Here is an 18,967-nt window from a genome sequence, read left to right on the forward strand (position 1 = left end):
CCCCTTGCTAGATGTGAACAATTTTGAGTATATGAACATCGGTCTTGCTTCACCGGATAAAATCCGTTCATGGTCTTTTGGTGAAGTGAAAAAGCCTGAAACGATAAACTATCGTACGTTAAAACCTGAAAAGGACGGTCTATTCTGCGAACGCATTTTCGGACCGACTAAGGACTGGGAATGTCATTGCGGGAAGTACAAGCGAGTTCGTTATAAAGGCGTAGTTTGTGACCGCTGCGGAGTCGAAGTAACACGGGCTAAAGTCCGTCGTGAGAGAATGGGGCACATTGAACTGGCTGCCCCAGTTTCTCACATTTGGTATTTCAAAGGTATTCCAAGCCGTATGGGTCTTGTGCTGGATATGTCACCTCGTGCTTTAGAAGAAGTGATTTACTTTGCTTCTTACGTTGTAACTGACCCGGCAAATACACCGCTTGAAAAGAAACAGCTTCTGTCTGAGAAAGAATACCGTGCTTATCTTGATAAATACGGTAATAAATTCCAAGCATCTATGGGTGCTGAAGCAATTCATAAACTTCTTCAAGATATCGATCTTGTAAAAGAAGTTGATATGTTAAAAGAAGAGCTGAAAACTTCACAAGGACAACGACGTACTCGTGCGATCAAACGTCTTGAAGTTTTAGAAGCCTTCCGTAACTCAGGAAACAAGCCTTCTTGGATGATCCTTGATGTGCTTCCTGTTATTCCTCCGGAGCTTAGACCGATGGTTCAGCTAGATGGCGGACGTTTTGCGACTTCTGATTTGAACGATCTTTATCGTCGTGTCATCAACCGTAACAATCGTTTGAAACGCCTTCTGGACCTTGGTGCGCCAAGCATCATCGTTCAAAACGAAAAGCGTATGCTTCAAGAGGCTGTCGATGCCTTAATTGACAACGGCCGCCGCGGACGCCCTGTAACAGGTCCTGGTAACAGACCGTTAAAATCTCTTTCTCACATGTTGAAAGGGAAGCAAGGCCGTTTCCGTCAAAACCTTCTTGGTAAACGTGTCGATTACTCCGGACGTTCTGTAATCGTTGTTGGTCCTCATTTGAAAATGTACCAATGCGGATTACCGAAGGAAATGGCGCTTGAACTCTTCAAGCCTTTCGTTATGAAAGAACTTGTTGAAAAGGGTCTTGCTCACAACATTAAGAGTGCGAAACGCAAAATTGAGCGCGTACAGCCTGAAGTTTGGGATGTATTAGAATCAGTTATTAAGGAGCACCCAGTACTGCTGAACCGTGCCCCTACACTTCACAGATTAGGTATTCAGGCGTTTGAACCAACGCTTGTTGAAGGACGCGCAATCCGCCTTCACCCGCTCGTATGTACAGCTTACAACGCTGACTTTGACGGTGACCAAATGGCGGTTCACGTACCATTATCTGCTGAAGCACAAGCTGAAGCACGCATCTTGATGCTTGCTGCTCAAAACATCTTGAACCCTAAAGATGGTAAACCGGTTGTAACACCGTCTCAGGATATGGTACTTGGTAACTATTACCTGACACTTGAGCGTGCCGGTGCTGTCGGTGAAGGCATGGTCTTCAAGAATACAGACGAAGCGCTTCTTGCTTATCAAAACGGATATGTTCACCTTCATACGAGAGTAGCTGTTGCAGCTAACTCCCTTAAGAATGTGACATTTACCGAAGAACAGCGCTCAAAATTGTTAATTACAACTGTCGGTAAGCTTGTCTTCAATGAAATTCTTCCGGAATCATTCCCTTACATGAATGAACCAACGAAGAGCAACATTGAAGAGAAAACACCTGACCGTTTCTTCTTGGAAAAAGGTGCTGACGTTAAAGCTGTCATCGCACAGCAGCCAATCAATGCACCGTTCAAAAAAGGTATTCTGGGTAAAATCATCGCGGAAATCTTTAAACGATTCCATATCACGGAAACGTCTAAAATGCTTGACCGCATGAAAAACCTAGGTTTCAAATATTCAACAAAAGCTGGTATTACAGTTGGGGTTTCTGACATCGTCGTACTCGATGATAAACAAGAAATTCTTGAAGAAGCGCAAAGCAAAGTTGACAACGTTATGAAGCAGTTCCGCCGCGGTCTTATCACTGAAGAAGAACGCTATGAGAGAGTCATCTCTATCTGGAGTGCTGCAAAAGACGTTATCCAAGGCAAACTGATGAAATCACTTGATGAACTCAACCCGATCTACATGATGAGTGACTCTGGTGCCCGTGGTAACGCATCTAACTTTACGCAGCTTGCCGGAATGCGCGGTCTGATGGCCAACCCGGCTGGACGTATCATTGAGTTGCCGATCAAATCAAGTTTCCGTGAAGGTCTGACAGTATTGGAGTACTTTATCTCCACACACGGTGCGCGTAAAGGTCTTGCCGATACCGCTCTTAAAACTGCTGACTCAGGTTACCTTACACGCCGTCTCGTTGACGTTGCGCAGGATGTTATCATCCGTGAAACTGATTGCGGAACTGACCGAGGCATTCTTGCTAAGCCTCTTAAAGAAGGAACTGAAACAATTGAGCGCTTAGAAGAACGCTTAATCGGCCGTTTTGCACGAAAACAAGTGAAGCACCCTGAAACAGGTGAAGTGCTTGTGAATGAAAACGAACTAATCGATGAAGATAAGGCGCTGGAGATTGTCGAAGCTGGCATTGAAGAAGTGTGGATCCGTTCTGCCTTCACATGTAATACGCCTCATGGTGTATGTAAACGATGCTATGGCCGAAATCTTGCAACTGGCTCCGATGTTGAAGTCGGTGAAGCTGTCGGAATCATTGCTGCCCAATCAATCGGTGAGCCTGGTACACAGTTAACAATGCGTACATTCCATACAGGCGGGGTTGCCGGAGACGATATCACACAGGGTCTTCCGCGTATCCAAGAGCTTTTCGAAGCGCGTAATCCGAAAGGTCAGGCAACAATTACAGAAATCGACGGTACAGTCGTTGAGATTAATGAAGTTCGTGATAAGCAGCAGGAAATTGTGGTTCAAGGAGCAGTGGAAACACGTTCTTATACGGCACCTTACAACTCCCGCCTGAAAGTAGCGGAAGGAGATAAAATTACTCGTGGCCAAGTACTGACAGAAGGTTCAATTGATCCGAAAGAACTTCTTAAAGTGACTGACCTGACGACTGTTCAAGAGTATCTTCTCCATGAGGTTCAAAAGGTTTACCGTATGCAGGGTGTTGAAATCGGTGATAAACACGTAGAAGTAATGGTTCGCCAGATGCTTCGTAAAGTACGCGTAATTGATGCCGGTGACACTGATGTGCTTCCAGGTACATTGCTTGACATCCACCAATTTACTGAAGCGAACAAAAAGGTGTTGCTCGAAGGCAATCGACCTGCTACAGGCCGTCCTGTCTTACTCGGTATTACAAAAGCATCTCTTGAAACTGATTCATTCTTATCTGCTGCTTCCTTCCAGGAAACAACGCGTGTCCTTACAGATGCAGCGATCAAAGGTAAGCGTGACGAGCTTCTCGGCTTGAAAGAGAATGTTATCATCGGTAAGCTTGTTCCAGCTGGTACAGGAATGATGAAATACCGTAAAGTAAAACCAGTATCAAATGTTCAGCCGACTGACGATATGGTTCCGGTTGAATAACTGATTTCATTCTGCTGAAAGACTGTTTTTGCAGTCTTTCAGCAGATATATTTATTAAAAAGTCACTCTATGAGAAGATAGAAACTAAAAAATGTCATACCTTGTTGACATTCGTCTCCTAGAATGATAATATAACCAAGGTGCTCGAAATAAACCTGTTACTTTGGAGGATATGTTTATGTCTTATGATAAAGTATCACAGGCCAAATCAATTATTATTGGTACGAAGCAAACAGTGAAAGCTCTAAAGCGAGGTTCAGTAAAGGAAGTAGTCGTTGCAAAGGACGCAGATCCGATACTTACGTCAAGTGTTGTTTCACTTGCGGAAGATCAAGGTATCTCTGTCTTAATGGTTGAATCCATGAAAAAGCTCGGCAAAGCCTGCGGAATTGAGGTAGGAGCAGCCGCTGTTGCCATTATTTTATAACGTACTTTTGTTTTTGCGTAAGATTCCATCTTGTGTAAAGACATTGTTTTTTGCCTTTTGATGAACCACCTGGGTATGTGGGTTATAAAACGTAATGAAGGGAGGAAAAAATCATGCCTACAATTAATCAGCTAATTCGCAAAGGACGCGTGAGTAAAGTAGAAAACTCAAAGTCTCCTGCACTTAACAAAGGATACAACAGCTTTAAAAAAGAGCACACTAACGTATCTTCTCCACAAAAACGCGGGGTATGTACTCGTGTTGGTACAATGACACCGAAAAAACCGAACTCAGCACTTCGTAAATATGCTCGTGTTCGTTTGACTAACGGAATCGAGGTTACTGCTTACATTCCTGGTATCGGTCACAACCTGCAAGAGCACAGTGTTGTACTTATCCGCGGTGGACGTGTAAAAGACTTACCAGGGGTACGTTACCACATCGTTCGTGGTGCGCTTGATACTGCTGGAGTTGAAAACCGTGCACAAGGCCGTTCTAAATACGGTACGAAAAAACCTAAAGCAAAATAATAAACGAAAATACGCATAATTGATGAAGGGAGGATATTCAGATGCCACGTAAAGGTCCTGTAGCAAAAAGAGACGTTTTACCTGATCCGATTTACAACTCTAAGCTTGTATCTCGTCTAATCAACAAAATGATGATCGATGGTAAAAAAGGTAAGTCTCAAACAATCCTATACAAGTCATTCGATATCATTAAAGAACGTACTGGCAATGATGCAATGGAGGTTTTCGAACAAGCATTGAAAAACATCATGCCTGTACTTGAAGTAAAAGCACGCCGTGTAGGTGGTGCGAACTACCAAGTTCCTGTAGAAGTTCGTCCTGAACGTCGTACGACTCTTGGACTTCGCTGGTTAGTAAACTACGCTCGTCTTCGTGGAGAAAAAACGATGGAAGAGCGTTTAGCTAACGAAATCCTTGACGCAGCTAACAACACTGGTGCTGCTGTTAAGAAACGTGAAGATACTCATAAGATGGCTGAAGCAAACAAAGCATTTGCTCACTATCGTTGGTAGGATTTATATACTAAAAAACACAATTTCCCAATAAGGAAGGAGAAATTACCCAATGGCAAGAGAGTTCTCCTTAGACAAAACTCGTAATATCGGGATCATGGCTCACATTGATGCCGGTAAAACGACTACTACAGAACGTATCTTGTTCTATACTGGTCGTATCCACAAAATTGGCGAAACTCATGAAGGAGCTTCACAAATGGACTGGATGGAGCAGGAACAAGAACGTGGTATCACAATCACTTCCGCTGCGACAACTGCACAGTGGAAAGGATACCGCGTAAACATCATCGATACTCCAGGACACGTAGACTTCACAGTTGAAGTTGAACGTTCTCTTCGTGTACTTGATGGTGCTGTTGCTGTACTTGACGCGCAATCAGGCGTTGAGCCTCAAACAGAAACTGTTTGGCGTCAGGCAACAACTTACGGAGTACCGCGTATCGTTTTTGTTAACAAAATGGACAAAATCGGTGCAGACTTCCTTTACTCTGTAGGAACTTTAAGAGATCGTCTTCAAGCAAACGCTCATGCAATTCAATTGCCGATCGGTGCTGAAGATAATTTCGAAGGTATCATCGACCTTGTAGAAAACGTTGCGTATTTCTACGAAGATGACCTCGGAACTCGTTCTGATGCAAAAGAAATCCCTGAAGAGTATAAAGAGCAAGCTGAAGAGCTTCGCAACAGCCTTATTGAAGCTGTATGTGAGCTTGATGAAGAGCTTATGGATAAATACCTTGAGGGTGAAGAAATCACAATTGACGAGTTAAAAGCAGGTATCCGTAAAGGTACATTAAATGTTGAATTCTACCCTGTTCTTGTTGGTTCTGCTTTCAAAAACAAAGGTGTTCAACTCGTACTTGATGCTGTTCTTGACTACCTTCCTGCACCAACTGACGTTGCTGCAATCAAAGGTACACGTCCTGATACAAATGAAGAGATTGAGCGTCATTCTTCTGATGAAGAGCCATTCTCTGCATTAGCATTTAAAGTTATGACTGACCCTTACGTTGGTAAGTTGACGTTCTTCCGTGTGTACTCTGGAACACTTGATTCCGGTTCATACGTGAAAAACTCTACTAAAGGCAAACGTGAGCGTGTTGGACGTATTCTTCAAATGCACGCTAACAGCCGTGAAGAAATCTCTACTGTATACGCAGGGGATATCGCAGCTGCTGTAGGTCTAAAAGATACAACTACTGGAGATACTCTATGTGATGAGAAGGATCTTGTTATCCTTGAGTCAATGGAATTCCCAGAACCAGTTATCGACGTTGCTATTGAGCCTAAATCAAAAGCTGACCAAGATAAAATGGGTATCGCTTTAGCGAAACTTGCTGAAGAAGATCCTACATTCCGTACTCAAACAAACCCAGAAACTGGCCAAACGATCATCTCTGGTATGGGTGAACTTCACCTTGATATCATTGTTGACCGTATGAAGCGCGAATTTAAAGTAGAAGCCAATGTTGGTGCTCCTCAAGTTGCGTACCGTGAAACATTCCGTACCGGTGCAAAAGTTGAAGGTAAATTTGTACGTCAGTCTGGTGGACGCGGTCAGTTCGGACACGTTTGGATCGAATTCGAACCAAACGAAGAAGGCGCGGGCTTTGAATTTGAAAATGCGATTGTTGGTGGGGTCGTTCCTCGTGAATACATCCCAGCTGTTCAAGCAGGTCTGGAAGATGCACTTGAAAATGGTGTACTAGCAGGCTTCCCGCTTATCGACATTAAAGCTAAACTTTTCGACGGTTCTTACCATGATGTTGACTCAAACGAAATGGCATTTAAAGTTGCTGCTTCTATGGCATTGAAAAATGCAGTCAGCAAATGTAACCCAGTTCTTCTTGAACCAATCATGAAAGTAGAAGTGGTTATTCCAGAAGAATACATGGGAGATATCATGGGTGATATCACTTCACGTCGCGGACGCGTAGAAGGTATGGAAGCACGCGGTAACGCTCAAGTTGTTCGTGCTATGGTTCCTCTTGCTGAAATGTTCGGTTACGCTACTGCACTTCGTTCTAATACGCAAGGTCGCGGTACGTTCACTATGTTCATGGATCACTACGAAGAAGTGCCGAAGAGCGTTTCTGAAGAAATTATCAAAAAAAATAAAGGCGAATAATTGATTTTGCCGCTTAACTCAAGTATAACTACTATTGTAAGATGAGGAAGTGAAAGCTTTCTTTCACTTCCTATCACTCTATACATTACTAATTAAAAGCTCTTAAGGAGGATTTTAGAATGGCTAAAGAAAAATTCGACCGTTCCAAATCACATGCCAATATTGGTACAATTGGACACGTTGACCATGGTAAAACAACTTTAACTGCTGCTATCACAACAGTACTTCATAAGAAATCTGGTAAAGGTACAGCTATGGCGTACGATCAAATTGATGGTGCTCCAGAAGAACGTGAGCGCGGTATCACAATCTCTACTGCACACGTTGAGTACGAAACTGAAACTCGTCACTATGCACACGTTGACTGCCCAGGACACGCTGACTATGTTAAAAACATGATCACTGGTGCTGCGCAAATGGACGGAGCTATCCTTGTAGTATCTGCTGCTGATGGCCCAATGCCACAAACTCGTGAGCACATCCTTCTTTCTAAAAACGTTGGTGTACCATACATCGTTGTATTCTTAAACAAATGCGACATGGTAGACGACGAAGAGCTTCTTGAACTAGTTGAAATGGAAGTTCGCGATCTTCTTAGCGAATACGACTTCCCTGGTGATGATGTACCAGTAATCAAAGGTTCTGCTCTTAAAGCTCTTGAAGGTGACGCTGAGTACGAAGCTAAAATCTTCGAACTTATGGATGCGGTTGATGAGTACATCCCAACTCCAGAACGCGACACTGAAAAACCATTCATGATGCCAGTTGAGGACGTATTCTCAATCACTGGTCGTGGTACAGTAGCGACTGGACGTGTAGAACGCGGACAAGTTAAAGTCGGTGACGAAGTTGAAATCATCGGTCTACAAGAAGAGAACAAGAAAACAACTGTTACAGGTGTTGAAATGTTCCGTAAGCTTCTTGATTATGCTGAAGCTGGTGACAACATTGGTGCCCTTCTTCGTGGTGTATCTCGTGAAGAAATCCAACGTGGTCAAGTACTTGCTAAACCAGGTACAATCACTCCACACAGCAAATTCAAAGCTGAAGTTTACGTTCTTTCTAAAGAAGAGGGTGGACGTCACACTCCATTCTTCTCTAACTACCGTCCTCAGTTCTACTTCCGTACAACTGACGTAACTGGTATCATCCATCTTCCAGAAGGCGTAGAAATGGTTATGCCTGGAGATAACACTGAAATGAACGTTGAACTTATCTCTACAATCGCTATCGAAGAAGGAACTCGTTTCTCTATTCGTGAAGGCGGACGTACTGTTGGTTCAGGCGTTGTTTCTACAATCACTGAGTAATAGTATGATTTTAAACGAGACCCCCTGCGGGTCTCGTTTTTTGTTTGCTTATCTTTTTCTTGTATAATAGGATCTATCATATTCGAGGGGCTACTATCTATGATTCCTGAAAAGAGATCAATCGCAATCATGAAAGAACTGAGCATTGAAAATACAAAGCAAATGCTGATGATTAATGGAGCTGATATTGAAAATCCATTGCTGCTTTTTTTACATGGCGGGCCGGGTACGCCGCAAATCGGATACATTAGACATTATCAAAAAGAGCTGGAACGGTATTTCACTGTAGTTCATTGGGATCAGAGAGGATCAGGGCTTTCATATTCTAAACGAATTTCGCAACACTCCATGACAATAAATCACTTCATTAAAGATACAATCCATGTCACTCAATGGCTCTTAGCTCACTTTTCAAAAACAAAACTATATCTGGCCGGTCATTCTTGGGGGTCAATGCTGGCGCTTCATGTAGTGCAGCAGCGCCCGGACTTGTTTTACGCTTATTATGGAATCAGTCAGGTTGTCAGTCCTCACGATGAAGAATCAACTGCTTATCGACATATTCGTAAAACTTCTGAAGAAAAAAAAGCCAGCATATTATCTTTGCTAACACGTTTCATTGGTGCTCCGCCTTGGAAGCAGGATATCCAGCATCTTATCTATCGATTTTGCGTTGAGGTAAGCAGAGGAGGATTCACTCGCCTGCATCGACATTCTCTTGCTGTTTTATTTCAAATGCTTACTGGTAATGAGTATGGTGTGCGAAACATTCATAGCGTCCTCAATGGACTGCGCTTCAGCAAAAAACATTTAACAGATGAGTTGTACAGGTTTAATGCTTTTAGATCTGTTCCTTCTATTAAAGTACCGTGTGTTTTCATTTCAGGGAAACATGACTTGATTGTTCCAGCTGAAATATCGAAACAGTATTATCAAGAACTTGTGGCGCCCGAAAAGCGCTGGATTCAATTTGAGAATTCAGCTCATACCCCGCATATTGAAGAGCCGTCATTATTCGCTAGTACACTAAGTCGTCATGCACGGTACCATTTATGATAGGTCCTTGATAAATAAGAAAAACCACTGTATAATATAAAAAGTGTGCAAACCATGCATATTTTAAATAAGTCTTGCAACATACGCCTATTTTCTGTATAATGGTGTATGTTGGTCTTTGACTGCGATGAAGTGAGAGGTTGCTGACACACCCGGCCGCTTTGCCATGGCAAGGTGTTCAGGTTTTTCTCGCGGAGAACTGTCTAACGTGATGTAGGCGAAAAGGAGGGAAAATAATGGCAAAACAAAAAATTCGTATTCGTTTGAAAGCATATGATCATAGAATCCTTGATCAATCTGCAGAGAAGATTGTTGAAACGGCAAAACGTTCTGGTGCCAGCGTATCTGGTCCGATTCCGTTGCCAACTGAAAAATCAGTTTACACAATCCTTCGTGCGGTGCACAAATACAAAGATTCTCGTGAGCAATTTGAAATGCGTACACATAAACGTTTAATCGACATTGTGAACCCAACACCACAAACTGTTGATGCTCTTATGCGATTAGACTTACCATCTGGTGTCGATATCGAAATTAAACTTTAATTCTAAAATATAGAATGATCTTAATAGGAGGTGTGACGAATGACCAAAGGAATCTTAGGAAGAAAAATTGGTATGACGCAAGTATTCGCTGAGAACGGTGATCTTATTCCGGTAACTGTTATCGAGGCTGCTCCAAACGTTGTTCTTCAAAAGAAAACAGCTGAAAACGACGGTTACGAAGCAATCCAGCTTGGTTTTGACGACAAGCGTGAAAAGCTTTCTAACAAACCTGAAAAAGGACACGTTGCAAAAGCGGAAACTGCTCCTAAGCGCTTCGTTAAAGAATTACGCGGAGTGGAAATGGATGCGTATGAAGTTGGTCAGGAAGTCAAGGTTGAAATTTTCTCTGCTGGAGAAATCGTAGATGTAACAGGAGTATCTAAAGGTAAAGGTTTCCAAGGTGCGATCAAGCGCCACGGACAATCTCGCGGACCTATGTCTCACGGTTCACGCTACCACCGTCGTCCTGGTTCAATGGGACCTGTAGATCCTAACCGTGTATTCAAAGGTAAATTATTACCTGGACGTATGGGCGGAGAGCAAATCACTGTTCAAAACCTTGAAATCGTAAAAGTTGATGCAGAACGCAATCTTCTTTTGATCAAAGGTAACGTACCTGGTGCGAAGAAAACTTTAATCACTGTTAAAAGTGCTGTTAAATCTAAATAACTCTCTTAGGAAAGGAGGAAATTGATCATGCCAAAAGTAGCATTATACAACCAAAACGGTTCTACTGCTGGTGACATCGAATTAAATGCTTCTGTATTTGGTATCGAACCAAATGAGAGTGTTGTATTCGACGCTATTCTTATGCAAAGAGCTTCCTTACGTCAAGGAACTCACAAAGTAAAAAATCGTTCTGAAGTACGCGGCGGAGGTCGTAAACCATGGCGTCAAAAAGGTACTGGACGTGCCCGTCAAGGTTCAATCCGTTCACCGCAATGGCGCGGAGGTGGTGTCGTATTCGGCCCAACACCACGCAGCTATTCTTATAAATTACCTAAAAAAGTTCGCCGCTTGGCAATCAAATCAGTATTGTCTTCTAAAGTGAACGACAACAACATCATCGTTCTTGAAGATCTTACTCTTGATACGGCTAAAACAAAAGAAATGGCAGCTATCCTTAAAGGATTATCTGTTGAGAAAAAAGCTTTAATCGTAACTGCGGATGCAAACGAAGCAGTAGCTTTATCTGCTCGTAACATTCCTGGAGTTACTGTTGTTGAAGCTAACGGAATCAACGTTTTAGACGTTGTCAACCACGAGAAGCTTCTGATTACAAAAGCAGCGGTTGAAAAAGTAGAGGAGGTGCTTGCATAATGAAAGATCCTCGTGATGTTCTAAAGCGCCCCGTCATTACTGAACGTTCTGCTGATTTAATGACTGAAAAGAAATATACTTTTGAAGTTGATGTAAGAGCTAACAAAACAGAAGTGAAAGACGCGGTTGAAAGCATCTTTGGAGTGAAAGTTGACAAAGTCAACATCATGAACTACAAAGGTAAATCAAAACGTGTTGGACGCTACACTGGTATGACTAGCCGTCGCAGAAAAGCGATCGTAAAACTTACTGCAGACAGCAAAGAAATCGAAATTTTTGAAGCTTAATTATCTGTAAAAAGAAGGAGGGAAATTCAAAATGGCGATTAAAAAGTATAAACCGACCTCTAATGGACGTCGTGGCATGACAACTTCAGATTTTGCTGAAATCACGACTGACAAGCCGGAAAAATCCTTGCTTGCTCCCCTTCACAAAAAAGGCGGACGTAACAACCAAGGTAAATTGACTGTACGTCACCAAGGTGGCGGACATAAACGCCAATACCGTGTTATCGACTTCAAACGCGATAAAGATGGTATACCTGGACGCGTTGCTACAGTTGAATACGATCCAAACCGTTCAGCTAACATCGCTCTAATCAACTATGCAGACGGAGAAAAACGTTACATTCTTGCTCCTAAAGGAATTCAAGTGGGTACTGAAATCATGTCAGGTCCTGAAGCTGACATTAAAGTAGGTAATGCACTTCCACTTATCAACATCCCTGTTGGTACAGTTGTGCATAACATTGAATTAAAACCTGGTAAAGGCGGACAGCTTGTACGTTCAGCTGGTACATCTGCTCAGGTTCTTGGTAAAGAAGGTAAATACGTTCTTGTACGTCTTAACTCTGGTGAAGTTCGCATGATTCTTTCTGCTTGCCGTGCTTCTATCGGTCAAGTAGGTAACGAACAGCACGAACTTATCAACATTGGTAAAGCTGGACGTTCTCGCTGGAAAGGCATCCGTCCTACAGTTCGTGGTTCTGTAATGAACCCTAACGATCACCCACACGGTGGTGGTGAAGGACGTGCGCCAATCGGACGTAAATCACCAATGTCTCCATGGGGTAAACCAACTCTTGGATTCAAGACTCGTAAGAAAAAGAACAAATCCGATAAATTTATCGTACGTCGTCGTAAAAATAAATAACGGGGTTGTCTACGGTTCTTTTCGGACCGTAGTGCAATCACGAAGGGAGGTTCCAAAATGGCTCGCAGCTTAAAAAAAGGACCATTTGTCGATGGACACTTGATGACTAAAATCGAGAAATTAAATGAAACAGACAAGAAACAAGTCGTAAAAACTTGGTCTCGTCGTTCTACTATTTTCCCACAGTTTATTGGTCACACAATCGCAGTCTATGACGGACGTAAACACGTGCCTGTATTCATCTCTGAAGATATGGTAGGGCACAAGTTGGGTGAATTCGCTCCAACTCGTACGTACAAAGGTCATGCTAGTGATGACAAAAAAACAAGACGCTAAGAGAGGAGGCTTTTAAATGCAAGCTAAAGCTGTTGCAAGAACAGTCCGTATTGCTCCTCGTAAAGCACGTCTAGTAATGGACCTGATTCGAGGCAAGCAAGTAGGTGAGGCAGTATCAATCTTGAACCTTACACCAAGAGCTGCTTCTCCAATTATCGAGAAAGTATTAAAATCCGCTATTGCAAATGCTGAGCATAACTATGAAATGGACGTTAACAACCTGGTTATTTCTCAAGCATTCGTTGACGAAGGCCCTACGTTAAAAAGATTCCGCCCACGTGCTATGGGACGTGCGAGCCAAATCAACAAACGTACGAGCCACATTACAATCGTTGTATCAGAAAAGAAGGAGGGATAAGTAGTGGGTCAAAAGGTAAATCCAGTCGGTCTTCGTATCGGAGTCATTCGTGATTGGGAATCTAAGTGGTACGCTGGTAAAGATTACGCTGACTTCCTGCACGAAGATTTAAAAATTCGTGAATACATTAGCAAACGCCTTTCTGACGCTTCTGTTTCTAAAGTAGAAATCGAGCGTGCAGCAAACCGCGTTAACATTACGATCCACACAGCTAAGCCTGGTATGGTTATCGGTAAAGGCGGTTCTGAAGTCGAAGCACTTCGCAAAGCCCTTAACAGCCTTACTGGCAAGCGTGTACACATTAACATTCTTGAAATCAAAAGAGCAGATCTTGATGCACAGCTAGTTGCTGACAACATCGCTCGTCAATTAGAAAACCGTGTTTCTTTCCGCCGTGCGCAGAAACAACAAATCCAACGTACTATGCGTGCTGGAGCACAAGGTGTGAAAACAATGGTTTCTGGTCGTCTTGGCGGTGCAGATATCGCTCGTTCTGAATACTACAGTGAAGGAACTGTTCCATTGCACACATTACGTGCGGACATTGACTATGCAACATCTGAAGCTGATACTACTTACGGTAAGCTTGGTGTGAAAGTCTGGATCTATCGTGGAGAGGTTCTTCCTACTAAGAAGAAAACTGAGGAAGGAGGAAAATAATATGTTATTACCAAAACGCGTTAAATATCGCAGAGAGCATCGCGGAAAAATGCGTGGCCGTGCGAAAGGCGGTACTGAAGTACATTTCGGTGAATTCGGTATCCAAGCTCTTGAAGCTTCTTGGATCACTAACCGTCAAATCGAAGCTGCACGTATTGCGATGACTCGTTACATGAAACGTGGCGGTAAAGTTTGGATCAAAATTTTCCCTTCTAAACCTTACACTGCTAAACCACTTGAGGTTCGTATGGGATCCGGTAAAGGGGCTCCAGAAGGTTGGGTAGCTGTTGTAAAACCGGGCAAAGTTTTATTTGAGATTTCTGGTGTGTCTGAAGAGGTTGCTCGTGAAGCGCTTCGTCTTGCATCTCACAAATTGCCAATTAAAACGAAGTTCGTAAAACGTGAAGAAATTGGTGGTGAATCAAATGAAAGCTAATGAAATTCGTGACCTTACCACTGCTGAAATTGAACAAAAAGTAAAGTCTCTTAAAGAAGAACTTTTCAATCTTCGCTTTCAATTAGCGACAGGACAACTTGAAAATACTGCTCGCATTCGTGAAGTGCGCAAAGCTATCGCGCGCATGAAAACTGTGATTCGTGAAAGAGAAATTGCTGCTAATAAATAATCACTGAGGGGAGGTCGTGAGCATGAGCGAACGTAACCAACGCAAGGTTTACCAAGGCCGTGTTGTTTCTGACAAAATGGATAAAACCATCACTGTTGTTGTTGAGACATACAAAAAACATACACTTTACGGTAAACGCGTAAAATACTCAAAAAAATTCAAAGCACATGATGAAAATAATCAAGCTAAAATCGGTGACATCGTTAAGATTATGGAAACTCGTCCATTGTCTGCAACTAAGCGTTTCCGTCTAGTTGAAGTTGTCGAAGAAGCTGTTATTATCTAATAAAGTTCGGAATTCTTTTTCCGAAGGGAGGTAACAAATAATGATTCAACAAGAGACTCGTTTAAAAGTAGCTGACAACTCTGGCGCACGTGAAGTACTTACTATTAAAGTTCTTGGTGGTTCTGGACGTAAAACAGCTAACATTGGTGATGTAATTGTTTGCACGGTTAAACAAGCAACACCAGGAGGCGTTGTCAAAAAAGGTGAAGTCGTAAAAGCTGTTATCGTTCGCACTAAAAGCGGAGCGCGCAGAAGTGATGGTTCATACATCAGCTTCGATGAGAATGCATGTGTTATCATCCGTGACGACAAGAGCCCACGCGGAACTCGTATCTTCGGACCAGTTGCTCGTGAATTGCGTGAAAACAACTTTATGAAAATTGTTTCTCTAGCTCCAGAAGTTATCTAATGAAATAAATGCCTTACTCAAGGAGGTGCGATCAGGATGCATGTAAAAAAAGGCGATAAAGTTATGGTTATCTCTGGTAAAGATAAAGGCAAACAAGGAACAATCCTTGCTGCTTTCCCTAAAAAGGACCGCGTTTTAGTTGAAGGTGTTAACATGGTAAAGAAACACTCTAAACCAACTCAAGCTAACCCTCAAGGCGGTATTTCTAATCAAGAGGCGCCAATTCATGTATCAAACGTTATGCCGCTCGATCCTAAAACAGGTGAAGTGACTCGCGTAGGATACAAAGTGGAAGATGGCAAAAAAGTTCGTGTAGCAAAAAAATCTGGGCAAGTTCTAGATAAATAGTATTAAAAGGAAGGGAGGTCTATCTCATGAACCGCCTTAAAGAAAAGTACAATAAAGAAATTGCACCTGCTTTAATGACTAAATTCAACTATGATTCAGTCATGCAAGTGCCTAAAATCGAAAAAATCGTAATCAACATGGGTGTTGGTGACGCTGTTCAAAACGCAAAAGCAATCGACAGTGCTGTTGAAGAATTAACGTTTATCGCAGGTCAAAAACCTGTCGTTACTCGTGCGAAGAAATCAATTGCTGGATTCCGTCTTCGTGAGGGAATGCCTATCGGTGCGAAAGTAACTCTTCGCGGAGAGCGCATGTATGATTTCCTTGATAAACTTATTTCTGTATCTTTACCGCGTGTACGTGACTTCCGCGGGGTTTCTAAAAAATCTTTCGACGGTCGCGGTAACTACACACTTGGTATCAAAGAACAGTTAATCTTCCCTGAAATTGACTACGATAAAGTAACAAAGGTTCGAGGAATGGACATCGTTATCGTAACAACTGCTAATACTGACGAAGAAGCTCGTGAGCTATTAACTCAAGTAGGTATGCCGTTCCAGAAATAATCAATGAAAGGGAGGCGAAATCGTGGCTAAAAAGTCTATGATTGCGAAACAACAACGTACACCAAAGTTTAAAGTACAAGAGTACACACGCTGTGAACGCTGCGGACGTCCGCATTCAGTCATTCGTAAATTTAAACTTTGCCGTATTTGTTTCCGTGAGCTTGCATATAAAGGACAAATTCCTGGCGTGAAAAAAGCCAGCTGGTAATCCCCAAGAAAGGGAAGGAGGTAATTATATAATGGTTATGACAGATCCAATTGCAGATATGCTAACTCGTATTCGCAATGCAAACATGGTACGTCATGAGAAGCTTGAAATTCCTGCTTCTAAATTGAAAAGAGAAATTGCTGAAATTTTAAAGCGTGAAGGTTTCATTCGTGACGTTGAGTTCGTAGAAGACAGCAAACAAGGTATCATCCGCGTTTTCTTGAAATACGGACAAAACAACGAGCGCGTTATCACTGGTCTTAAAAGAATCAGCAAGCCTGGTTTGCGTGTTTATGCTAAATCTAATGAAGTACCTCGCGTACTTAACGGTCTTGGAATCGCGATTATTTCTACATCACAAGGTGTTTTAACGGACAAAGAAGCCCGTGCAAAACAAGCTGGTGGAGAAGTTCTAGCATACGTTTGGTAAGAAGTTTATCATGAATGGAGGTGTTTGGTATGTCTCGTGTAGGTAAGAAGCTACTTGAGATTCCTTCTGATGTTACAGTAACGTTAAATGATAACAACACTGTAGCTGTGAAAGGACCAAAAGGAGAATTAACTCGTACGTTTCACCCTGATATGGAGATTAAAGTAGAGGACAATGTGCTTACAGTCGTTCGTCCTTCTGATCAAAAAGAGCACCGTGCCCTGCATGGTACGACTCGTAGTCTGCTTGGCAACATGGTTGAGGGTGTATCTAAAGGATTTGAAAGAGGTTTGGAATTAGTCGGTGTCGGTTACCGTGCTTCTAAATCCGGAAATAAACTTGTTTTAAACGTTGGATACTCTCATCCTGTTGAGATCGTTCCTGAAGAAGGCATCGAAATCGAAGTTCCTTCTCAAACTAAAGTAGTTGTAAAAGGTACAGACAAAGAACGTGTAGGAGCTATTGCTGCTAACATCCGTGCTGTACGTTCTCCAGAGCCTTACAAAGGTAAAGGAATCCGCTACGAAGGTGAAGTTGTTCGCCGTAAAGAAGGTAAATCTGCTAAGTAAGATCGCTTAAAGTGAAGAAAGGAGTGACCTAGATGATTACGAAAACTAGCAAAAATGCTGCTCGTCTTAAAAGACACGCTCGTGTTCGCGCTAAACTTTCCGGTACTGCTGAAAGACCGCGTCTGAACGTTTTCCGTTCTAACAAGCACATTTACGCTCAAATCATCGATGATGTAAATGGTGTAACACTTGCTAGTGCATCTACTCTCGATAAAGACTTGAACGTTGAAAGCACTGGAGATACTTCTGCTGCTACTAAAGTTGGAGAATTAGTTGCAAAACGCGCTGCTGAAAAAGGCATTTCTGACGTAGTATTTGACCGTGGCGGATACTTATACCATGGACGTGTAAAAGCTTTGGCTGATGCCGCTCGTGAAGCTGGACTTAAATTTTAATAAAAGAAGGAGGGACACATGATTATGCGTCGTATTGACCCAAGCAAATTAGAGTTAGAAGAACGCTTAGTTACGGTTAACCGCGTAGCGAAAGTTGTTAAAGGTGGTCGTCGTTTCCGCTTCGCAGCTCTAGTCGTTGTCGGTGACAAAAACGGACACGTAGGATTCGGTACTGGTAAAGCACAAGAAGTACCAGAAGCGATCCGCAAAGCTGTTGAAGATGCGAAAAAGAATTTGATTGAAGTACCAATGGTTGGAACTACAATTCCACACGAAATCATCGGACGTTTCGGTGCAGGTAACATCTTGTTAAAACCTGCTTCTGAAGGTACTGGAGTTATCGCTGGAGGCCCTGTACGTGCGGTACTTGAGCTAGCTGGTGTAGCTGATATCCTTTCTAAGTCTTTAGGTTCTAACACACCGATCAACATGATTCGTGCAACACTTCAAGGTTTAAGTGAACTTAAACGTGCTGAAGACGTTGCGAAGCTTCGTGGAAAATCTGTAGAAGAACTGTTAGGATAAGGAGGGAACATTAATGGCTAAATTAGAAATTACCCTCAAACGAAGTGTAATCGGTCGCCCGGAAGACCAACGCGTTACTGTAAGAACACTTGGTTTAAAGAAAACAAACCAAACTGTTGTTCATGAAGACAACGCTGCGATCCGTGGCATGATTAATAAAGTATCTCATTTAGTTTCTGTTAAAGAACAATAAAAATATTTGATCGGATAAGGAGGTGTCCTAATGAAACTTCATGAATTAAAACCTTCAGAAGGTTCACGCAAAACGCGTAATCGCGTAGGTCGTGGTATTGGTTCTGGTAACGGTAAAACAGCTGGTAAAGGTCACAAAGGTCAAAACGCTCGTTCTGGCGGCGGTGTACGCCCTGGATTCGAGGGGGGACAAATGCCTTTATTCCAACGTCTTCCTAAACGCGGTTTCACTAACATCAACCGCAAGGAATACACTGTAGTCAACCTAGACAAATTGAACGGTTTTGCAGAAGGAACGGAAGTCACTCCTGAACTTCTTCTTGAGACTGGTGTTATTAGCAAACTTAATGCAGGAGTAAAGATTCTTGGCAACGGTAAATTAGAGAAAAAATTAACTGTAAAAGCCAATAAATTCTCTGCTTCTGCGAAAGAAGCTGTTGAAGCTGCTGGCGGTACAGCTGAGGTGATCTAA

At 42.5% G+C, this 18,967-nt stretch carries 28 protein-coding genes; all 28 read left to right on the forward strand.

The window, feature by feature from the left end:
* Positions 1 to 4 precede the first annotated feature (4 nt).
* Positions 5 to 3,604 (forward strand): DNA-directed RNA polymerase subunit beta', encoded by a 3,600-nt coding sequence (rpoC, locus tag ACQXR1_RS20970; RefSeq protein ID WP_004399688.1) that lies wholly within the window; start codon positions 5 to 7, stop codon positions 3,602 to 3,604.
* Between the two features lie 178 nt (positions 3,605 to 3,782).
* Positions 3,783 to 4,031, forward strand: coding sequence for a 50S ribosomal protein L7ae-like protein (locus tag ACQXR1_RS20975; RefSeq protein ID WP_003242012.1), 249 nt, complete (start codon positions 3,783 to 3,785; stop codon positions 4,029 to 4,031).
* A 113-nt stretch (positions 4,032 to 4,144) separates the two neighbouring features.
* Complete coding sequence (gene rpsL / locus ACQXR1_RS20980) at positions 4,145 to 4,561, forward strand: 30S ribosomal protein S12 (protein ID WP_003225781.1); 417 nt, start codon at positions 4,145 to 4,147, stop codon at positions 4,559 to 4,561.
* A 41-nt stretch (positions 4,562 to 4,602) separates the two neighbouring features.
* Entirely contained in the window at positions 4,603 to 5,073 is a 471-nt protein-coding gene (rpsG, locus tag ACQXR1_RS20985) for a 30S ribosomal protein S7 (protein WP_003225784.1), read from the forward strand.
* Positions 5,074 to 5,125: 52 nt separating this feature from the next.
* A complete protein-coding gene (fusA, locus tag ACQXR1_RS20990; protein ID WP_014662529.1) occupies positions 5,126 to 7,204 on the forward strand; it encodes an elongation factor G in 2,079 nt (692 codons plus the stop codon).
* Between the two features lie 119 nt (positions 7,205 to 7,323).
* Positions 7,324 to 8,514 (forward strand): elongation factor Tu, encoded by a 1,191-nt coding sequence (gene tuf, locus ACQXR1_RS20995; protein WP_003242008.1) that lies wholly within the window; start codon positions 7,324 to 7,326, stop codon positions 8,512 to 8,514.
* 99 nt (positions 8,515 to 8,613) lie between these two features.
* A complete protein-coding gene (locus ACQXR1_RS21000) occupies positions 8,614 to 9,570 on the forward strand; it encodes an alpha/beta fold hydrolase (protein ID WP_430772802.1) in 957 nt (318 codons plus the stop codon).
* A 236-nt stretch (positions 9,571 to 9,806) separates the two neighbouring features.
* A complete protein-coding gene (gene rpsJ, locus ACQXR1_RS21005) occupies positions 9,807 to 10,115 on the forward strand; it encodes a 30S ribosomal protein S10 (protein ID WP_003156464.1) in 309 nt (102 codons plus the stop codon).
* Positions 10,116 to 10,154: 39 nt separating this feature from the next.
* Positions 10,155 to 10,784: a 50S ribosomal protein L3 gene (gene rplC, locus ACQXR1_RS21010; protein ID WP_014662531.1), complete on the forward strand. Its 630-nt coding sequence runs from the start codon at positions 10,155 to 10,157 to the stop codon at positions 10,782 to 10,784.
* A 27-nt stretch (positions 10,785 to 10,811) separates the two neighbouring features.
* The gene (gene rplD, locus ACQXR1_RS21015) at positions 10,812 to 11,435 is read left to right on the forward strand and encodes a 50S ribosomal protein L4 (RefSeq protein WP_003225792.1); all 624 of its coding nucleotides are present in this window, start codon (positions 10,812 to 10,814) and stop codon (positions 11,433 to 11,435) included.
* On the forward strand, positions 11,435 to 11,722 hold the full coding sequence (rplW, locus tag ACQXR1_RS21020) for a 50S ribosomal protein L23 (protein ID WP_003156467.1): 288 nt from the start codon (positions 11,435 to 11,437) through the stop codon (positions 11,720 to 11,722). Before rplD ends, rplW begins: the two co-directional genes overlap by 1 nt.
* Positions 11,723 to 11,753: 31 nt before the next feature.
* Positions 11,754 to 12,587, forward strand: a complete 834-nt coding sequence (rplB, locus tag ACQXR1_RS21025; protein ID WP_003225795.1) for a 50S ribosomal protein L2 — start codon at positions 11,754 to 11,756, stop codon at positions 12,585 to 12,587.
* Between the two features lie 57 nt (positions 12,588 to 12,644).
* Positions 12,645 to 12,923: a 30S ribosomal protein S19 gene (rpsS, locus tag ACQXR1_RS21030; protein ID WP_003156472.1), complete on the forward strand. Its 279-nt coding sequence runs from the start codon at positions 12,645 to 12,647 to the stop codon at positions 12,921 to 12,923.
* A gap of 16 nt (positions 12,924 to 12,939) precedes the next feature.
* Complete coding sequence (rplV, locus tag ACQXR1_RS21035; RefSeq protein ID WP_014662532.1) at positions 12,940 to 13,281, forward strand: 50S ribosomal protein L22; 342 nt, start codon at positions 12,940 to 12,942, stop codon at positions 13,279 to 13,281.
* Positions 13,282 to 13,284: 3 nt separating this feature from the next.
* Positions 13,285 to 13,941 (forward strand): 30S ribosomal protein S3, encoded by a 657-nt coding sequence (gene rpsC, locus ACQXR1_RS21040; RefSeq protein ID WP_003242001.1) that lies wholly within the window; start codon positions 13,285 to 13,287, stop codon positions 13,939 to 13,941.
* A gap of 1 nt (position 13,942) precedes the next feature.
* The gene (rplP, locus tag ACQXR1_RS21045) at positions 13,943 to 14,377 is read left to right on the forward strand and encodes a 50S ribosomal protein L16 (RefSeq protein ID WP_003225801.1); all 435 of its coding nucleotides are present in this window, start codon (positions 13,943 to 13,945) and stop codon (positions 14,375 to 14,377) included.
* Positions 14,367 to 14,567, forward strand: coding sequence for a 50S ribosomal protein L29 (rpmC, locus tag ACQXR1_RS21050; RefSeq protein WP_003156482.1), 201 nt, complete (start codon positions 14,367 to 14,369; stop codon positions 14,565 to 14,567). The genes rplP and rpmC overlap by 11 nt, the downstream gene beginning before the upstream one ends.
* Positions 14,568 to 14,589: 22 nt before the next feature.
* Positions 14,590 to 14,853: a 30S ribosomal protein S17 gene (gene rpsQ, locus ACQXR1_RS21055; RefSeq protein ID WP_003225804.1), complete on the forward strand. Its 264-nt coding sequence runs from the start codon at positions 14,590 to 14,592 to the stop codon at positions 14,851 to 14,853.
* 40 nt (positions 14,854 to 14,893) lie between these two features.
* Positions 14,894 to 15,262, forward strand: coding sequence for a 50S ribosomal protein L14 (rplN, locus tag ACQXR1_RS21060; RefSeq protein ID WP_003225805.1), 369 nt, complete (start codon positions 14,894 to 14,896; stop codon positions 15,260 to 15,262).
* Positions 15,263 to 15,298: 36 nt separating this feature from the next.
* Complete coding sequence (gene rplX / locus ACQXR1_RS21065; protein ID WP_003156486.1) at positions 15,299 to 15,610, forward strand: 50S ribosomal protein L24; 312 nt, start codon at positions 15,299 to 15,301, stop codon at positions 15,608 to 15,610.
* A 26-nt stretch (positions 15,611 to 15,636) separates the two neighbouring features.
* Complete coding sequence (rplE, locus tag ACQXR1_RS21070) at positions 15,637 to 16,176, forward strand: 50S ribosomal protein L5 (RefSeq protein ID WP_003225809.1); 540 nt, start codon at positions 15,637 to 15,639, stop codon at positions 16,174 to 16,176.
* Positions 16,177 to 16,198: 22 nt separating this feature from the next.
* A complete protein-coding gene (gene rpsN / locus ACQXR1_RS21075; protein ID WP_003156488.1) occupies positions 16,199 to 16,384 on the forward strand; it encodes a 30S ribosomal protein S14 in 186 nt (61 codons plus the stop codon).
* Positions 16,385 to 16,415: 31 nt separating this feature from the next.
* Positions 16,416 to 16,814: a 30S ribosomal protein S8 gene (gene rpsH, locus ACQXR1_RS21080; protein WP_003241998.1), complete on the forward strand. Its 399-nt coding sequence runs from the start codon at positions 16,416 to 16,418 to the stop codon at positions 16,812 to 16,814.
* Positions 16,815 to 16,843: 29 nt separating this feature from the next.
* The gene (gene rplF / locus ACQXR1_RS21085) at positions 16,844 to 17,383 is read left to right on the forward strand and encodes a 50S ribosomal protein L6 (RefSeq protein WP_014662533.1); all 540 of its coding nucleotides are present in this window, start codon (positions 16,844 to 16,846) and stop codon (positions 17,381 to 17,383) included.
* Between the two features lie 32 nt (positions 17,384 to 17,415).
* Positions 17,416 to 17,778, forward strand: a complete 363-nt coding sequence (gene rplR, locus ACQXR1_RS21090) for a 50S ribosomal protein L18 (RefSeq protein WP_003225816.1) — start codon at positions 17,416 to 17,418, stop codon at positions 17,776 to 17,778.
* A gap of 24 nt (positions 17,779 to 17,802) precedes the next feature.
* Positions 17,803 to 18,303 (forward strand): 30S ribosomal protein S5, encoded by a 501-nt coding sequence (gene rpsE / locus ACQXR1_RS21095; protein ID WP_003328273.1) that lies wholly within the window; start codon positions 17,803 to 17,805, stop codon positions 18,301 to 18,303.
* Between the two features lie 13 nt (positions 18,304 to 18,316).
* A complete protein-coding gene (gene rpmD, locus ACQXR1_RS21100; protein WP_003156497.1) occupies positions 18,317 to 18,496 on the forward strand; it encodes a 50S ribosomal protein L30 in 180 nt (59 codons plus the stop codon).
* A 30-nt stretch (positions 18,497 to 18,526) separates the two neighbouring features.
* Positions 18,527 to 18,967: a 50S ribosomal protein L15 gene (rplO, locus tag ACQXR1_RS21105; RefSeq protein WP_014662534.1), complete on the forward strand. Its 441-nt coding sequence runs from the start codon at positions 18,527 to 18,529 to the stop codon at positions 18,965 to 18,967.

The sequence above is a fragment of the Bacillus sp. ATD genome (assembly GCF_050585765.1).
Lineage (GTDB): Bacteria > Bacillota > Bacilli > Bacillales > Bacillaceae > Bacillus > Bacillus stercoris.

Excerpts from the sequence above, each read along its gene's own strand:
- ACQXR1_RS20975 (WP_003242012.1), top strand. The coding sequence starts at position 3,783 with ATGTCTTATGATAAAGTATCACAGGCCAAATCAATTATTATTGGTACG.
- rpsL (WP_003225781.1), top strand. The coding sequence starts at position 4,145 with ATGCCTACAATTAATCAGCTAATTCGCAAAGGACGCGTGAGTAAAGTA.
- rpsG (WP_003225784.1), top strand. The coding sequence starts at position 4,603 with ATGCCACGTAAAGGTCCTGTAGCAAAAAGAGACGTTTTACCTGATCCG.
- fusA (WP_014662529.1), top strand. The coding sequence starts at position 5,126 with ATGGCAAGAGAGTTCTCCTTAGACAAAACTCGTAATATCGGGATCATG.
- tuf (WP_003242008.1), top strand. The coding sequence starts at position 7,324 with ATGGCTAAAGAAAAATTCGACCGTTCCAAATCACATGCCAATATTGGT.
- ACQXR1_RS21000 (WP_430772802.1), top strand. The coding sequence starts at position 8,614 with ATGATTCCTGAAAAGAGATCAATCGCAATCATGAAAGAACTGAGCATT.
- rpsJ (WP_003156464.1), top strand. The coding sequence starts at position 9,807 with ATGGCAAAACAAAAAATTCGTATTCGTTTGAAAGCATATGATCATAGA.
- rplC (WP_014662531.1), top strand. The coding sequence starts at position 10,155 with ATGACCAAAGGAATCTTAGGAAGAAAAATTGGTATGACGCAAGTATTC.
- rplD (WP_003225792.1), top strand. The coding sequence starts at position 10,812 with ATGCCAAAAGTAGCATTATACAACCAAAACGGTTCTACTGCTGGTGAC.
- rplW (WP_003156467.1), top strand. The coding sequence starts at position 11,435 with ATGAAAGATCCTCGTGATGTTCTAAAGCGCCCCGTCATTACTGAACGT.
- rplB (WP_003225795.1), top strand. The coding sequence starts at position 11,754 with ATGGCGATTAAAAAGTATAAACCGACCTCTAATGGACGTCGTGGCATG.
- rpsS (WP_003156472.1), top strand. The coding sequence starts at position 12,645 with ATGGCTCGCAGCTTAAAAAAAGGACCATTTGTCGATGGACACTTGATG.
- rplV (WP_014662532.1), top strand. The coding sequence starts at position 12,940 with ATGCAAGCTAAAGCTGTTGCAAGAACAGTCCGTATTGCTCCTCGTAAA.
- rplP (WP_003225801.1), top strand. The coding sequence starts at position 13,943 with ATGTTATTACCAAAACGCGTTAAATATCGCAGAGAGCATCGCGGAAAA.
- rpmC (WP_003156482.1), top strand. The coding sequence starts at position 14,367 with ATGAAAGCTAATGAAATTCGTGACCTTACCACTGCTGAAATTGAACAA.
- rpsQ (WP_003225804.1), top strand. The coding sequence starts at position 14,590 with ATGAGCGAACGTAACCAACGCAAGGTTTACCAAGGCCGTGTTGTTTCT.
- rplN (WP_003225805.1), top strand. The coding sequence starts at position 14,894 with ATGATTCAACAAGAGACTCGTTTAAAAGTAGCTGACAACTCTGGCGCA.
- rplX (WP_003156486.1), top strand. The coding sequence starts at position 15,299 with ATGCATGTAAAAAAAGGCGATAAAGTTATGGTTATCTCTGGTAAAGAT.
- rplE (WP_003225809.1), top strand. The coding sequence starts at position 15,637 with ATGAACCGCCTTAAAGAAAAGTACAATAAAGAAATTGCACCTGCTTTA.
- rpsH (WP_003241998.1), top strand. The coding sequence starts at position 16,416 with ATGGTTATGACAGATCCAATTGCAGATATGCTAACTCGTATTCGCAAT.
- rplF (WP_014662533.1), top strand. The coding sequence starts at position 16,844 with ATGTCTCGTGTAGGTAAGAAGCTACTTGAGATTCCTTCTGATGTTACA.
- rplR (WP_003225816.1), top strand. The coding sequence starts at position 17,416 with ATGATTACGAAAACTAGCAAAAATGCTGCTCGTCTTAAAAGACACGCT.
- rpsE (WP_003328273.1), top strand. The coding sequence starts at position 17,803 with ATGCGTCGTATTGACCCAAGCAAATTAGAGTTAGAAGAACGCTTAGTT.
- rpmD (WP_003156497.1), top strand. The coding sequence starts at position 18,317 with ATGGCTAAATTAGAAATTACCCTCAAACGAAGTGTAATCGGTCGCCCG.
- rplO (WP_014662534.1), top strand. The coding sequence starts at position 18,527 with ATGAAACTTCATGAATTAAAACCTTCAGAAGGTTCACGCAAAACGCGT.